Annotated in this window: 12 protein-coding genes; 4 read left to right on the top strand and 8 right to left on the bottom strand. The window is 71.6% G+C overall.

Annotated elements, in window-relative coordinates; translation table 11 throughout:
• Positions 1-285: 285 nt before the first annotated feature.
• The 3 genes from AC1ROW_RS01995 to AC1ROW_RS01985 all read right to left on the bottom strand — a co-directional run bounded on the left by AC1ROW_RS01995 (position 286) and on the right by AC1ROW_RS01985 (position 5134).
• The gene (locus AC1ROW_RS01995) at positions 286-945 is read right to left on the bottom strand and encodes a helix-hairpin-helix domain-containing protein (RefSeq protein ID WP_493017191.1); all 660 of its coding nucleotides are present in this window, start codon (positions 943-945) and stop codon (positions 286-288) included.
• Between the two features lie 118 nt (positions 946-1063).
• A complete protein-coding gene (gene leuS / locus AC1ROW_RS01990) occupies positions 1064-3652 on the bottom strand; it encodes a leucine--tRNA ligase (protein WP_493017190.1) in 2589 nt (862 codons plus the stop codon).
• Between the two features lie 84 nt (positions 3653-3736).
• Positions 3737-5134 carry an anthranilate synthase component I family protein gene (locus tag AC1ROW_RS01985; protein ID WP_493017189.1) on the bottom strand — a complete coding sequence of 466 codons (1398 nt, stop codon included), beginning with the start codon at positions 5132-5134 and terminating at the stop codon, positions 3737-3739.
• Positions 5135-5189: 55 nt separating this feature from the next.
• Here AC1ROW_RS01985 and AC1ROW_RS01980 point away from each other — a divergent pair, with 55 nt between their 5' ends.
• Positions 5190-5975: an aminotransferase class IV gene (locus AC1ROW_RS01980; protein ID WP_493017188.1), complete on the top strand. Its 786-nt coding sequence runs from the start codon at positions 5190-5192 to the stop codon at positions 5973-5975.
• Positions 5976-6048: 73 nt separating this feature from the next.
• Here AC1ROW_RS01980 and cydC read toward each other — a convergent pair whose 3' ends face one another.
• The 4 genes from cydC to AC1ROW_RS01960 are packed head-to-tail and all read right to left on the bottom strand — an operon-like array spanning position 6049 to position 11838.
• Positions 6049-7767, bottom strand: coding sequence for a thiol reductant ABC exporter subunit CydC (gene cydC, locus AC1ROW_RS01975; RefSeq protein ID WP_493017187.1), 1719 nt, complete (start codon positions 7765-7767; stop codon positions 6049-6051).
• A complete protein-coding gene (gene cydD / locus AC1ROW_RS01970; RefSeq protein ID WP_493017186.1) occupies positions 7754-9424 on the bottom strand; it encodes a thiol reductant ABC exporter subunit CydD in 1671 nt (556 codons plus the stop codon). Before cydD ends, cydC begins: the two co-directional genes overlap by 14 nt.
• Positions 9381-10415, bottom strand: a complete 1035-nt coding sequence (gene cydB, locus AC1ROW_RS01965) for a cytochrome d ubiquinol oxidase subunit II (protein ID WP_493017185.1) — start codon at positions 10413-10415, stop codon at positions 9381-9383. Before cydB ends, cydD begins: the two co-directional genes overlap by 44 nt.
• 10 nt (positions 10416-10425) lie before the next feature.
• Positions 10426-11838 carry a cytochrome ubiquinol oxidase subunit I gene (locus AC1ROW_RS01960; RefSeq protein WP_493017184.1) on the bottom strand — a complete coding sequence of 471 codons (1413 nt, stop codon included), beginning with the start codon at positions 11836-11838 and terminating at the stop codon, positions 10426-10428.
• A gap of 95 nt (positions 11839-11933) precedes the next feature.
• On the opposite strand from AC1ROW_RS01960, the gene AC1ROW_RS01955 reads away from it, so the two are divergent.
• The 3 genes from AC1ROW_RS01955 to AC1ROW_RS01945 are packed head-to-tail and all read left to right on the top strand — an operon-like array spanning position 11934 to position 13900.
• A complete protein-coding gene (locus AC1ROW_RS01955) occupies positions 11934-12299 on the top strand; it encodes a BlaI/MecI/CopY family transcriptional regulator (protein WP_493017183.1) in 366 nt (121 codons plus the stop codon).
• Positions 12300-12304: 5 nt separating this feature from the next.
• On the top strand, positions 12305-13249 hold the full coding sequence (locus AC1ROW_RS01950) for a M56 family metallopeptidase (RefSeq protein WP_493017182.1): 945 nt from the start codon (positions 12305-12307) through the stop codon (positions 13247-13249).
• A 48-nt stretch (positions 13250-13297) separates the two neighbouring features.
• Entirely contained in the window at positions 13298-13900 is a 603-nt protein-coding gene (locus tag AC1ROW_RS01945; RefSeq protein ID WP_493017181.1) for a TetR/AcrR family transcriptional regulator, read from the top strand.
• Between the two features lie 84 nt (positions 13901-13984).
• Here the strand turns inward: AC1ROW_RS01945 and AC1ROW_RS01940 are convergent, their stop codons facing one another.
• Positions 13985-14923 (bottom strand): ABC transporter substrate-binding protein, encoded by a 939-nt coding sequence (locus AC1ROW_RS01940; RefSeq protein WP_493017180.1) that lies wholly within the window; start codon positions 14921-14923, stop codon positions 13985-13987.
• Positions 14924-14974: the final 51 nt, after the last annotated feature.

Here is a 14974-nt window from a genome sequence, read left to right as displayed (position 1 = left end):
CCGGCGCCAGCGCCGCGACGCAGGCAGCGCCGAGCGCGACGGCCGCCAAGGAGACGGCGAGGCCAGGCCACGGCCGACCGGGCACGCGTGCGCGTGAGCCCCAGCGAGCAGAGCGGCGCCGTGTCCGTGCTCGCCTCCCGCCGGTCAGCAGGGCCACCGCCAGCGCCGCCACCGCGCCCAGGCCCGCGACGGCCGCGACCGCGGGCATCGCCGCGGCGACCCCCACACCCACGCCGCAGCACACCCACAGCGCCGCCGCCGGTATCGCCAGTCGCAGGTCGGGCATCAGACCGTCACCTTGTCCTTGACGCCGTCGAAGAGCTTCTGGCCGATGCCGGTGACTTTGAGGAGGTCGGTCACCGCTCCGAACCGGCCGTTCGACGTCCGCCAGTCGACGATGCGCTGCGCCATCGCGGGACCGATCCGCGGGAGGGTCTCGAGTTGTGCGGTGGACGCCGTATTGAGGTCCACCAGCGCGCCATCAGCCGGAGCCGCGCCGGCCGCGTCGGCGCCCGCACCCGCCGGCACAGGCTCGCCGACCAGCGGCGCCCGCAACTGCTCGCCGTCGTGGACCCGGCGCGCAAGGTTCACCCCGGCCGGGTCGGCTCCATCGGCGAAGCCGCCCGCGGCCTCCACGGCGTCCACGACCCGCGCACCGGCCTGCAACCGGATCAGCCCCGGCTTGTTCACCGCGCCGGAGACGTGGACGAAGAGTTCGTCGCCGGTCGGATCGCCCGGTGCCGGCATCGGGGACGGCGTCCCAGACGACGTCACCGACAAGGCGCCCGCCGTCCCCGCCGTCACCGGCAGCTCCCGCCCGCCGCTCAGCCCGGACACGACCGCCGCCACGACGAACGCGGCCACCAGCAGCACCGCCGCGGCCCCGATGCCGACCTTCAGCCGACGCGATGGCGCGCGCTCCGTGTCCTCGTCCCGATGTCGCATCCCCACACGCTACGAACGCAGCGGGCCCGCTGACGGGCGAGTGCCGGATCAGTGGATAAACAACCGCGGCGGCCCTCCTGTGGAGGACCGCCGCAGCAAACCGAGCAAAGGGAGGGATTCAGCCCCGCGTCGCGATGTTCACCAGTCGCGGCGCCCGCACGATGACGTTCACGATCTCGCGGTCGCCGATCGAGCGGACCACGGCCTCCGACCCGCGGGCCAGCGCCTCCAGGTCGTCGGACGCGATCTTCGGGGACACCTCAGCGCGGTCGCGCACCTTGCCGTCCACCTGGAACACGGCGGTCACCGACTCCTCGATCAGCAGCGTCGGGTCCGGCTTGCGCCACGGCACCAGCGCGACCGAGGGCTCGTAGCCCAGGATCGCCCACATGTCCTCCGCGGTGTACGGCGCGAACAGGTTCAGCGCCATCGCGGTGACCTCGGCGGCCTCGCGCACCGCCGCGTCGGCCGGGCCGGCGGCGCCGTCGATCGCTTTGCGGGTAGCGTTGACCAGCTCCATCAGGCGCGCGACGACGACGTTGAACTTGAACGCCTCGATCAGTCCCGGGGCGTCGGCCAGGAAACGGTGGGTCACCCGGCGCAGCGCCGGGTCGCCCGTCTTCCACACGACGTCGGGCGCGCTCGTGACGTCATGCGCCACGCGCCAGGCGCGCGCCAGGAACTTCGCGCTGCCGGACGGCGAGACATCCGCCCAGTCGATGTCGTCCTCCGGCGGGCCGGCGAATGACATGGTCAGCCGGACCGCGTCGACGCCGTGCTCGTCCAGCTGCTCCGACAGCTTCACCAGGTTGCCGCGCGACTTGCTCATCGCGGAGCCGTCCATCAGGACCATGCCCTGGTTCAGCAGCGCCGTGAACGGCTCGGTGAAGCTGATCGAGCCCAGGTCGAACAGCACCTTGGTGATGAACCGCGCGTACAGCAGGTGCAGGATCGCGTGCGTCACACCGCCCACGTACTGGTCGACCGGCGCCCACTTCTCCGCCTCGCGCGGGTCGAAGGCCTGCGTGGCGTCGTTCGGGTTCAGGAAGCGCAGGAAGTACCACGAGCTGTCCACGAAGGTGTCCATCGTGTCGGTGTCGCGCTGGGCCGGGCCGCCGCAGTTCGGGCAGGCCACGTTGACCCAGTCCGTCGCGCCGCCCAGCGGGCTGGTGCCCTTCGGCTGCAGGTCCAGTCCCTCCGCGGGCGGCAGCAGCACCGGCAGCTCCGACTCGGGCACGCGGACCTCGCCGCACTGCTCGCAGTGGATGATCGGGATGGGCGTGCCCCAGTAGCGCTGGCGCGAGATCAGCCAGTCGCGCAGGCGGAAGTTCTTCGCCGGCGCGCCCAGTCCGGAGCTCTGCAGCGCCTCGGTGACCCGGCGGATCGCGTTCGACTTGCTCAGCCCGTCGAACGGCCCCGAGTTGATCAGGCGCCCCTCCCCGGTCAGCGCGACGCCGGTCTCGGCCGGGTTCTCCAGCGGAGCGTCCTCCGGCAGGATCGGCTCACCGGTCGCCGGGTCGGTGCGGATGATCGGGATGGCGCCGGTCACCGGCTGGGTCGTGTCGACCACGACCCGCACCGGCAGGTCGAAGGCGCGCGCGAAGTCCAGGTCGCGCTGGTCGTGCGCGGGCACGGCCATGATCGCGCCGTGGCCGTAGTCGCTCAGGACGTAGTCGGCGGCCCAGATCGGGATGCGCTCGCCGGTCAGCGGGTTGACTGCGTGGCGCTCCAGGAAGACGCCGGTCTTCTCGCGGTCGGTGCTCAGGCGGTCCATCTCGGTGGTGCCGCGGACGGCCTCCAGGTACTCGTCGAAGCGCGCGCGCACCTCCGGCCGCACGTCGGCGACCAGCTCGGCGGCTAGGTCGGAGTCCGGCGCGACCACCATGAACGTCACGCCGTACAGGGTGTCGGGGCGCGTGGTGTAGACCGTCACGGGGTCCTCGCGGCCCTCGATCGCGAACTGCACGTCGGCGCCGGTGGAGCGGCCGATCCAGTTGCGCTGCATCGACAGCACCTTGGACGGCCAGGCGCCCTCCAGCTGGTTCAGGTCGTCCAGCAGCCGGTCCGCGTAGTCGGTGATCCGGAAGTACCACTGGGTCAGCTTCTTCTTCGTGACCAGGTTGTCGCAGCGCTCGCAACGGCCGTTCACGACCTGCTCGTTCGCCAGCACGGTCTGGTCGAAGGGGCACCAGTTGACCTGGGAGGCCTTGCGGTAGGCCAGGCCCTTCTCGTGCAGCTTCAGGAACAGCCACTGGTTCCAGCGGTAGTAGCCGGGGTCGCTGGTCTGCAGCACGCGGTCCCAGTCGAAGCTGGGCGCGTAGCGGCGCATCGACGCCTTCTGCTGGGCGATGTTGTCGTTGGTCCAGCCGGCCGGGTCCAGTCCGCGCTTGATCGCGGCGTTCTCCGCCGGCAGGCCGAAGGAGTCCCAGCCGATCGGGTGCAGCACGTTGAAGCCCTGCTGGCGCCAGTACCGGGCGATGACGTCGCCCAGCGCGTACGCCTCGGCGTGGCCCATGTGCAGGTCGCCGGAGGGGTACGGGAACATGTCGAGCACGTACTTGCGCGGACGCTTGTCGTCCGGGTCGGCCGTGGAGAACGGCTTCAGCTCGTCCCAGACCGGGAGCCAGGCGTTCTGGATCTCGGTGAAGTCGTAGTGCGCGCCGGCCTCGCGGACCGGTGCGGGTGCTGCATCGTGCTCGTGTGCCACTGGACTCTCTCTCGGATGTCGCCGCGGCCGGAGGGGCGTCGCGACGAGAAGGCGTTCGGGCGCGCGGCCCGAGCTTCCAGGTTACTAAACGTTGGAGGGGTCCGGTCCGTTCCCGGGAGGTCGAAGGCCCGCGGCGCGGAAGAGGGCGGCAGCCTTGATGGACACCTCCTCGAGCTCCTCGGTGGGGACGGACAGCGCGGTGATCCCGCCCCCGGCGCCGATCGTGACGACGCCGTCGCGGAACCGGAGACTGCGGATCACCATCGCGACATCCGCGGAGCCGTCCGCCGCGAGCGAGCCGAAGCAGCCCGAGTAGACACCGCGCGGACCGTCCTCCAGCCCGGCGAGGATGCGCATCGCGGACAGCTTGGGCGCTCCGGTCATCGAGCCGGCGGGGAACGCGGCGGCCAGCGCGTCCACGGCGGTCAGCCCGGGCCGCAGCCTCCCCTCGACCGTGCTGACGAGCTGGTGCACCTGGGCGTAGCTCTCCACCTCCAGCAGGTGCCGGACGCCGACGCTGCCGACCTCGCACACGCGCCCGAGGTCGTTGCGCATGAGGTCCACGATCATGACGTTCTCGGCCTGCTCCTTCTCGCTGGCCTCCAGCTCGGCGCGCAGGCGGAGATCCTCGGCGACGGTCGCGCCGCGCGGGCGGGTGCCCTTGATCGGCTTGGTGCGCACGTGGCCGTCGGCGGTGACCAGGAGGAACTGCTCGGGCGACGAGCTCACCAGCGACTCGCCAGCGATCCGGAGGAAGCCGGCGTGGTGGGCGGGGCTGTCGCGGCGCAGGCGCAGGTGCACGGCGAGCGGGTCGGCGGTGGTGGCGGCGGTCGCGGTGTTGGTGAGGCAGAGCTGGTAGGCATCGCCGGCGCGGATGGCCTCCTGGCAGGCGGCGATCATCGCGAGGTAGGCGGAGGCGGTGTGGCGCCAGGTGGGGGTGGTGGCGGTGGGTGCGGTGGCAGCCGTGGCGTCCGCCGGCACCGGATGCGCCGCCGCATAGCGTGCGGCAGCTCCCTCCGCCGCGGCGAGCACCTCCACCGTCTCGCCGAGCCAGTCGCCCTCCGGCGTCGCATCCACCACCGTCGCCGAGCCGTCCGCATGGTCGAACACCACCAGGCGGTCGACGAAGAGGAACGCGGCGTCCAGCCCGGGCCCGGCGGTGTACGGCACACCGAGCGCGGCGGCACCGGCCTCGTAGCCCAGCCAGCCGATCCACCCGAGCGGGTAGCCGTCCGTGGCCGCCGGCTCCTCGCGCAGCGCGTCCAGGATGCTGCCGTCGAAGCTCCGGCCGTCGACCGTCACGGCTCCCTCGGCCACGGACGCCGTGGCGAGCCGCGCGCCTGATCCGATGACGCTCCGGCCCGTTTCGGCGTCGGGGCCGCTGTCGAGCCAGACCGCGTCGCCCGTCGCGAACAGCGCGGCGAAGGCGTCAGCCGGGTCGACGCGGGTGCGCAGGCGATGTGTTCGGGGTGACGGGAGCACCGGACCAGTCTGCACCAGGCGGGGTGTACGCCGCGGCGGGCGTTAGCCTGGGCGGATGGACACCTCGGCGACCCTCTACGACTGGGCCGGCGGCGCGCTCACCGCCCGCGACGATTGCGAGGTCGCGGAGACCGAGCTCCTGGCGGCGGACTCCTTCCTCGTCGCGGAAGGGCGCGTCCTGGCGCTCGGGCTGCACCGCGAGCGTTTCGCCGAGACGGCGCGCGAGCAGGGTCTCCGCGACACGGACGAGCTGGCCGCGTTCTGGGAGGCCGGTGTGGCGCTGCTGCCCGACGACGGTCGCTCGTTCCCGCGGTTCGAGCTGGTGCGCGTGTGGGACGCTCTGCGGCTCCGCTTCCGCCTCCGCGCAGCGCCGCCGCTCGGCTCCGACCTGGTGGTGGCGACGGCGGCGACCGACCCGCGGCGCGTGCCGCACCTGAAGGGTCCGGACATCGACCGGCTGAACGTCCTCCGGCAGCGTGCGCAGGATGTGGGCGCTCAGGAGGCCGTCATCCTGGACGACGGCCGGGTGTCCGACGGCACGACCACGGCGCTGCTGTGGTGGCGCGGGGACACGCTGTGCGCGCCGCCGTTCTCGCTGCCGCGCGTGGACAGCGTGGCCGCGCGGACCGTGCGCGGGATCGCCGCCGCACTGAGCGTGCCGGTCGAGGAGGAGGCGGTCCGGCCCTCGGAGCTCGACGGAGTGGCGCTGTGGGCGGTCAACGCGCTGCACGGGATCCGCGACGTGACGGTATGGGTGGACGGCCCGGCGCTCGGCCACGACCCGGCGCGCACGGCGTCGTGGCGGTCGCGCTTCGGGGCGCTGGCGCGACTGCTCCGCTGACGCGCCGCCGCCACGATTCGGCACGAATCGCCGGCGTTGCGAGTCGGCGCGCGAACGCGGGAAGCGCGGCGCGTCACGCGGCGAGCGTGCCGGCCTCCAGGTGGAGGCGGCGCGTCACGAGGGCGTCGGGGACGGGCGTGTGCGAGATCAGCAGCACCGTGCGGCCGTCGTCCGCGGCCGTCGTGAGGATGTCGCGCACGATCCGGTCCGCGACCGCAGCGTCGACGTTCGCGGTCGGCTCGTCGACGACCAGCACCGGGAAGTCGGCGAGCAGGGCCCGCGCGAGCGCGATCCGCTGGGCCTGGCCTCCCGAGACGAGCGCGCCGCGCTCGCCGACCGGGCTGTCGAGGCCACCGCGGGAGTGCGTCCACTCCCCCAGGCCGACCCGGTCCAGCACGACGAGCAGTTCCTCGTCGGTTGCGGTCTCGCGCGCGAAGAGGAGGTTCTGGCGCAGGTCCGAGTCGAACAGGTAGGGCTGCTGTTCGGCCAGGCCGACCACGCGGCGCACGTCGTCCTGCCGCACGCCGCGCACGTCGACGCCGTCGATCTCGTAGCAGCCGTCGAGGTCGAGGAACCGGGTGAGAACATGGGCGAGTGCCGTCTTGCCCGCGCCGGTCGGACCGGTCAGCACCACGCGGTCCCCCGCCCGCAGCACCAGGTCGATGGACCGGAGGACAGGGATGTCCTGCCCCGGCCAGTGCGCCGAGCGGAGGTTCAGCGTCACGTCGGGCACCGACGTCACGGTCAGCGATGCCGCGGCGGCCGCGTCCACTGGCACGCCGTCCGGGATGGTCGTGGGTACGGTGTCCGCGATCCGCCCGGCGCTCGCCCGCACCCGCCGCCAGGCGCCGAACGCCAGCGGGAGGGTGCCGAACACCTCGAACACCGCCAGCGGGAGCAGGGCGACGACCGCGAGGGTCGGCGCATCCAGGCGCCCAGCCTCCAGCGCGGGAATGCCGGTCGCGAGCGCCAGCACGGTCGCGAAGCCCGCGAGCAGGGACACCGCGCCCGCCGTCAGGCCGAGCCCGGCCGCGCGGCGCCGCACGGCAGCGGTGAGCCGCGCGCTCGCCTGCCTCACCCGCTCGCGTGCCTGGGGCAGCGCGTCGAATGCGATCAGGAGGTCGAGGTCGGTCACCAGGTCGTGCAGGGCGGAGGCGAGGGCCGCGCGCAGCGGGGCGATCCGGCGTTCCGCCGAACCGGCCGCCCAGCGGTTGACGAGAGTGCCGACGACGAAGGCCGCAGCCAGTGTCAGGAGGAGTGCGACCCCGGCTGCGGGGAGGAGCACGAATGCGGCCGCCGCGCTCGCGAGTACCACCACACCGCCGGACACCAGCGGCTGCACGACCCGGAGCGCGAAGTCGGGCAGCTCGTCCACGTCGTCAGCCAGCCGGGAGAGCAGTTCGCCGCCGCTCACCTTCCGGAGCCGGCGGTTCCCGGCGCCCACCCCGTCGGGGCCGAGCGGCACCAGCCGTGCGAACAGGTCGGCGCGGATGTCGCCGAGCCGGCGGAAGGCGGCGTCATGGCCGGCGAGCCGTTCCAGGTAACGGAAGAACGCGCGGCCGAGCGCGAACGCCCGCACCCCGACGACCGCGGCCGAGATGTACAGGAGCGCCGGCTGCTCGGAGGCGCGCGTGATCAGCCACGCCGAGACGCCGAGAAGCGCGACGGCGCTTCCGCCGCTCAGCGCGCCGAGGGCGATCGCCGTCCAGAGCCGGCGCGCCGGGGGCAGCGCCAGGCGGAGGATCCGGCGGCTCTGCTCCCGCTCGCCCCGGACGGTCTCAGTGACGGACATCGGACAGCACCCCCGGCTCGAGGACCTCATCGGCGGCGGCCACGACCGGCTCCCGGTGGCTTACCACCAGGACGGCCGCTCCCTCATCCGCGACCGCTCGCAGCGACACCAGCAGCGCCCGCTCCGTCTCGGCGTCGAGCGCGGACGTCGGCTCGTCCAGGATCAGCACCGGGCAGGACCGCCTGCGGAGCCGGTAGAGCGCCCGCGCGACCGAGACCCGCTGCGCCTGGCCGCCCGACAGCCCCGTGCCGCCGGACCCGACCACGAGGTCGGGGTCGAGTTCCGGCGCAGCAGCCGCCCGCAGCGACGCGAGAACGAGCGACCGATCCGGCGCCGGGTCGCCGAGTGCGACGTTCTCCGCGATCGTGCCCGCGCGGAGTCCCGGCTTCTGGCCGGCCCACGCGATGGCCGCCCGGCGTCCCGCGGCGTCGGCGCGTCCCCCGGCCGCGATCGTCCCGCTATGCTCGACGAACCCGAGCGCCGCCGCGATCAGGCTGGTCTTGCCCGCTCCGCTCGGCGCACTGAGCACCGCCAGCGTCCCTGGCCGCACCACGGCGGAGAACGGGCTGACAGCGTCGCGTCCGTCATAGGCCACGCCGACCTCGGAGAACACCAGCCCCGTCGCGGCAGACCCGACGACGGCCTCCGGCACGACGTCCTGCGCCGCGTCCAGGAGCTCGAACGCCTTCGCCGCGGCCTCCATCCCTTCGGTCGCCGCGTGGTAGGCCGCGCCGACGTTGCGCAACGGCAGGAACGCCTCCGGAGCCAGCAGCAGCACGAACAGCCCGACCGACAGCTCGAGCGAGCCGCTGAGCAGGCGCAGTCCGATCGCCACGGCGATCAGCGCGACCGAGAGACTGGCGGCGAGCTCCAGCACGAATCCCGAGAGGAACGACAGCCGCAGGACCTTCATCGTGCGGGTCCGGTACTCCTCGCTGACCGCCCGGATCCGCGCCTCCTGCCGGTGCTGCCGCCCGAACAGCGTGAGCGTCGGCAGGCCGGCGACGACGTCGAGGAAACCGCGCGACAGCGTCGAGAGCGCCGCCCACTGCTTCTGCTGCGCCGCCTGCGTCGCCCAGCCGACCAGCACCATGAACACCGGGATGAGCGGGAGGGTGAGCACGAGGATGATGCCGCTGGTGAGGTCCTGCCAGCCGATCACCAGCACGAGCAGCGGCATCGCGACCGCGGTGCCGATGAGCTGCGGGAGGTACTTCGCGAAGTAGCCGTCCAGCGCGTCCATCCCCCGGCCGGCGACGAGCGTCAGGTCGGCGCCGCTGCGCCCGGCGAGTCCCCGCGGCCCGAGGTGGCCGAAGGCGTCGACGAGCTGCTCCCGGAGCTGCGCGACGACCAGGGCCCCGCCGCGCGACGACACCGCCTCCGCCAGCCAGAGCAGGACGCCGCGCGCGATGACGACGAGCACGAGCCCGGCGAAGAGCGCGCTCAGCTCCGCGAACGTCGCCCCCGCGATCGCGCGGATGACGAGCCGGGTGACCAGCCAGGCGAACGCGACCACAGCCGCGGTCTGCAGCACCGTGACGAGCGCGCCGGTCGCGAGCGTGACGCGCGTCGCGGCCGCGTAGCGGAGGAGGCGGGGATCGAGGGGGCGCACGTCAGGCGGCCACCGGTTCGGGGTCGACGGGCCCGGCGGGCTCACCCGGGATGCTCGCGCGCGTCACCCGCTTGCGGAACACCCAGTAGGTGAACGCCTGGTACGCCAGGATCAGCGGCAGGAAGATCACCGCGACCCAGGTCATGATCGTCAGCGTCGTGTCCGTGCTGGAGGCGTTGGCGATCGTCAGGCTGTTCTGCGGGTTCGGCGACGACGGCATGACGTCGGGGAACAGCGCGACGAACAGCGACACCACCGCGAGCGCGATCGTGACCGCCATGAACGCGAACGACCAGCCCTCCGCTCCGCGCAGGTTGAGGATCCACGACGCGATGAGCGCGACCGCGGCCAGCGCCGCGAGGACGAGGAGCGCCACCGAGAAGTGCGCGATCACGGTCCAGCCCAGGAAAGCCGCGGCCGCCACGATCGCGAGCAGCCCCGACCGTGTCGCCAGCCTCCGCGCCCGCGTCCGGATCTCCCCATCCGTCTTGAGCGACACGAAGACGACGCCGTGGGTGAAGAACAGCAGCAGCGTTGTCACGCCGCCGAGGAGGGCGTACCCGTTCAGGAGGTCGAACAGCGTCCCGGTGTAGTTGTGGCCGTGGTCGAGCGCCACGCCCTGCACCACATTCGCGAAGGCGACGCCCCAGAGCAGCGCCGGCACGGCCGAGCCGACGACGATCATCCCGTCGAACCACTTCTTCCACCGCGAACCCGGGCGCTGGTGCCGGTACTCGAACGACACCCCGCGCACGATCAGCGCCAGCAGGATCAGCAGCAGCGCCAGGTAGAAGCCGCTGAACAGCGTCGCGTACCACTCCGGGAAGGCCGCGAAGAGCGCGGCGCCGCCGACGATCAGCCAGGTCTCGTTGAGGTCCCAGACCGGGCCGATGGTGTTGATGAGCACCCGGCGGTCGGTCTCGTCCCTGCCGAGGAACGGCAACGACATCCCGACGCCGAAGTCGAACCCGTCGAGCACGAAGTAGCCGATGAAGAAGAAGGCGATGATGCCGAACCAGAGGACTGCGAGATCCATGTCGTTGCTCCTAGTAGACCGTGGCGACGGGGACGTGGTTGCCCGCGTCGTCGAGGTGCTCCTCGGCGGGGGCCGGTCCGTTCTGGGCCGCGCGTTTGATGAGCCTGAACTCGACCACGGCGAGCGTGCCGTAGATCGCGGTGAAGGCCACCAGCGAGATCAGGACCTCGAGTCCTGTCGTGCCGGGCGAGACGCCGTCCTGCGTCTTCATCAGGCTGAACACGAGCCAGGGCTGCCTGCCCATCTCGGTGAAGATCCAGCCGACGATCATCGCGGCCAGGGACAGCGGGAACGCCCAGATCGCGACCTTCCACATCCACGCCCACGGTGGCGTCCGGCCCTTGCGCGTGAACCACAGGCCGACGACGGCGACCAGGACGTGCAGGAGGCCGAGGCCGATCATCCAGCGGAACGCCCAGTAGGTGACCCAGATGATCGGGGTGTAGTCGCCGGGGCCGAAAAGCTGCTGGTAGTGCGCGTTGAGGTCGTTGATCCCCTCGACGGTCCCGGTGAGCGTGTGCGTCGAGAGGAACGACAGCAGGTACGGGATGCGGATCGAGAACAGCTCGTGGACGCCGTCCGGCGTGCCGAGGGTGAAGATCGAGAACGACGCGTCGGCGCCGGTCGAGGTCTTGTAGAGCGCTTCGGCCGCGGCCATCTTCATCGGCTGGGTCTGGACCATGGCGAGGCCCAGCTGGTCGCCGCTGACGACGCTGCCGATGCCGGCGACGACCATCATCCAGAGCCCGAACTTCAGCGCGGGGCGCATCGTCTCGAGGTTGCGGGTCCGCGAGAGATGCCACGCGGCGACCGAGATGATGAGGCCGGCGGAGACCATGAAGCAGCCGAAGATCGTGTGCGGGAACGCGGCCAGGGCGACCTTGTTGGTCAGCACCGCCCACAGGTCCGTGAGCTCCGCGCGGCCGCGGGCGTGGTTGAGCGTGTAGCCGACCGGGTTCTGCATGAACGCGTTGGCGGCGAGGATGAAGTACGCCGACAGGATGGAGCCGACGGCCACGATCCAGATGCAGGCGAGATGGACGCCGCGCGGCAGCTTGTCCCAGCCGAAGATCCAGAGCCCGATGAAGGTGGCCTCCAGGAAGAACGCGAGCAGGCCCTCCAAGGCGAGCGGCGCGCCGAAGACGTCACCGACGAACCGCGAGTAGTTCGACCAGTTCATGCCGAACTGGAACTCCTGCACGATCCCGGTCACGACGCCCATCGCGAAATTGATCAGGAAGAGCTTGCCGAAGAAGTGCGTGAGCTGGAGGTAGTGGACCTTTCCGCTGCGGTACCACGCGGTCTGGAAGATCGCGACGACCGTGACGAGGCCGATGGTGAGCGGAACGAACAGGAAGTGGTAAATCGTCGTCAGTCCGAACTGCCAGCGTGCCAGCAGCAGCGGATCGAGGATCTCGTTCACGCAGCCCACCTTTCCGGTCGTTGTTCTACAGCGTGTAGAAGACTACTTCTACAGAGTGTAGAACATTCACAGCCTTGTCGCGCTACCCTGGATCCGTGGCCAATCTCGGAGAACTCGAACGTGCGGTGATGGACGCCCTCTGGTCGGGCGACGCCCCGATCACCGCCAACGAGTTGCGCGACAAGCTAGTGGCCACCCGCGACGGCGGCAAGACCCCTGCGCTCACCACGGTGCTCACGGTGCTGTCCCGCCTGGAGCAGAAGGGGTTCGTCGACCGCGACCGCGACGCGCGCCCCCACCTGTACTTCGCCACCCTCACGCGCGCGAACCACGTCGCCGACCTGATGCGCGAAGTCCTGGAGACCTCCACCGACCGCACGGAGGCCCTCGCCTACTTCGTCGGCTCGGTCGACGAGTCCGAGGCGGCGATGCTCCGCCGGCTGCTCGACGCCCGCAGCTGACCGGGATGCCCGTCGTCGACTCGACCGCCATCCTGCTCGGCGTCCTGGCGGTCGCCCTCGCCTGGCCGGTGCCGCTGCTGCTGGCGCGCGCCAAGTGGCCGCCCGCCGCACCCGGCCTCGCGCTCGCGCTCTGGCAGTCGATCGCCCTCGCCGGCGGCATCTCGATGATCGGCTCGCTGCTGCTCGCCGGGCTGCAGCCGTTCGGGTACGACCTCCCCAGCCGGATCTCCGGTGCGGCCGCGACGCTGTTCAGCGGACCGCTTCCCGCCGGCGTGTCACTCCTGCACACCTTCTTCCTGAGCGCCGCCGTGCTGCTGACGGCGCACCTGGTGCTGAACCTCGCGCTCACCTCGGTGCGCAGCCGGAGCCAGCGCCACCGCCACATGGAACTGCTACGGCTGCTCAGCTCGCCACTGCCCGACGAGCCGGCGACCCGGATCATCGACCACCCGGCCCCCGCCGCGTACTGCCTCCCCGGCGCGCGTAGCGTCACCGTGCTGTCCGAGGGGATGATCGAGCTGCTCACCCCCGAGCAGTTGGAGGCCGTGATCGCCCACGAACGCGCGCACCTGCGCCAGAAGCACCACCTTCTGCTCGACGCGTTCCGGTCCTGGAAGCGCGCCCTTCCGTGGTTCCCGATCGCCACGCGCGCGCAGGACGCGGTGGCGCTGCTGGTGGAGATGCTGGCCGACGACACCGCCCGCCGGACAGCAGGCGACGCGGTGCTGGCGGACGCCATCCGGATCGTGGACTCGACGGGCTCGGCGGGCGCCGCGCTCGGCGCACCGAAGGACCCGCGCACGCCCGAGCAGCGGAGGTCGGCGCTGCTGGCGCGCGAGGCGCGGCTCACGTCCGGCCACCGCACGGTCGGGCCGGGGCTGCGGCTCCTGGTCGTGGTCGCCGCGGCGCTGCTCGTGGTGGTGCCGCCGGTGCTCGTGCTGACGAGCTGACCGGCGCCGCTGAGCTGCCCGTCAGACGGCGCCCACTAGCCTGGACCCATGCCGGAGAAGCGCGGATACGCCAAGGGAATCGCCAAACGCGAGGAGATCCTCGCCCGCGCCCTGGAGGTGTTCGCCGAGAAGGGTTACCGCAAGGCGTCGCTGCGCGAGATCGCCGAGTCCGTCGGGCTCAGTCAGGCCGGGCTCCTGCACCACTTCTCCTCGAAGGAGGAGCTCTTCTCGGAGGTGCTCCGCAAGCGCGACGAGGTCGACTCCGCAGGCGGTGAGTTCGGCGCGGACTGGAGCGGGGCGTTCGACGGCCTGGTCGGCATCGTGCGGCACAACGCCGAAGTGCCGGGACTCGTCCAGCTCTACGCGACCATCTCCGCGGAGGCGGCCGACCCCGACCACCCCGGCCACGACTACTTCGTGTCGCGCTACCAGCAGATCGTCGCAGGCTTGGAGGGGTACCTCCGCTCGGAGCAGGAGGCCGGCCGGGTGCGAGACGGCGTCGACGCGCGCACGCTCGCGCGCCTGGCGGTGGCTGTCGCCGACGGCATGCAGGTGCAGTGGATGCTCGATCCGGCCGCCGACATGGCCGACGCGATCGAGGCGTTCTGGTCGCTCATCCGCACGGAGGAGGAGCCCCGCCCCACCCGCTGAGTCCGCGCAAACGGATGCGGCGGCCCGGTCGCCCGAGCCGCCGCACGCGGAGCCGTGGGGAGGCCGCCCTCCCCCGTCAGCCGGCTAACCCTTGATCGGGTGCTCCTGCAGCCACTTCTTCGCCACGGCGTCCGGCTGGGTCTTGCTGGCGCCCTGGTTCTCGCTGTTCATCGTGATCAGGTCGTCCGTGGTCAGCTCGGCCGAGACCTTGTTGAGCACCGACTTGACCTTGTCGGAGGCCTTCTTGCTGTTGATCAGCGGCACGATGTTCTGCGCGGCGATCAGGTTCTTCGGGTCCTTCAGCACGACGAACCCGTTGTCCTTGATGGCCGGAGTGGTCGTGTAGATGTCCGCCAGTTGCACGTCGCCGTTCTTGAGAGCGGTGACGGTCAGCGGGCCGCCCGAGTCGCTGATCGGCTTGAGCGTCGCCGTCACGCCGTAGGTCGACTTGAGGCCCGGGATGCCGTAGGGCCGGGTGCCGAACTCGGGGTTCGCGCCGACGGTCAGCGGCACGGTGACCTTCTTGAGGTCCTCCAGGCTGGTGACCTTGTACTTGTCGGAGAACTCCTTGGTGACGTTGTAGGCGTCGGCGTCCTGCGCCTTGGCCTGGTCGAGCACCTCGAAGCCCTTCGGCAGCGCGTCGTTGAGCGCGGCGTAGACGTCGGCGCTCGAGGAGGCGGTGCTGGTCTTGTTGTAGAACTGCAGCAGGTTGCCGGAGTACTCCGGGACCAGGTCGATCGAGCCGTCCTGCAGCGCCTTGAGGTACACGTCGCGCTGGCCGATGCTCGGCTTGTAGCTGACCTTGACGCCGTTGGCGGCGAGGGCCTGGCCGTAGATCTGCATCAGGATCTCGTTCTCGCCGAACGCGGCGGACCCGACGGTGATGCTGTCGCTGGAGGAACCGCTGCCACTGCTGCTGGTGTTGAACGCGCCGCCGCCGCCGGACGAGCACGCGCTGAGGGCGATGAGCGCCCCCGCCGCGAGCACACCGGCCGCGATGCGGCCCTTCTTGGATCCGAACATGTGATTCTCTCTCTTCTGTGTGCGATGGGTCTGTGATTCGGGAACCCCGGA

The sequence above is a fragment of the Leifsonia sp. GW821-FHT13C09 genome, from assembly GCF_058806435.1.
The sequence above is the reverse complement of the archived record's forward strand: the minus strand, read 5'-3'. Positions and strand labels throughout refer to the sequence as shown.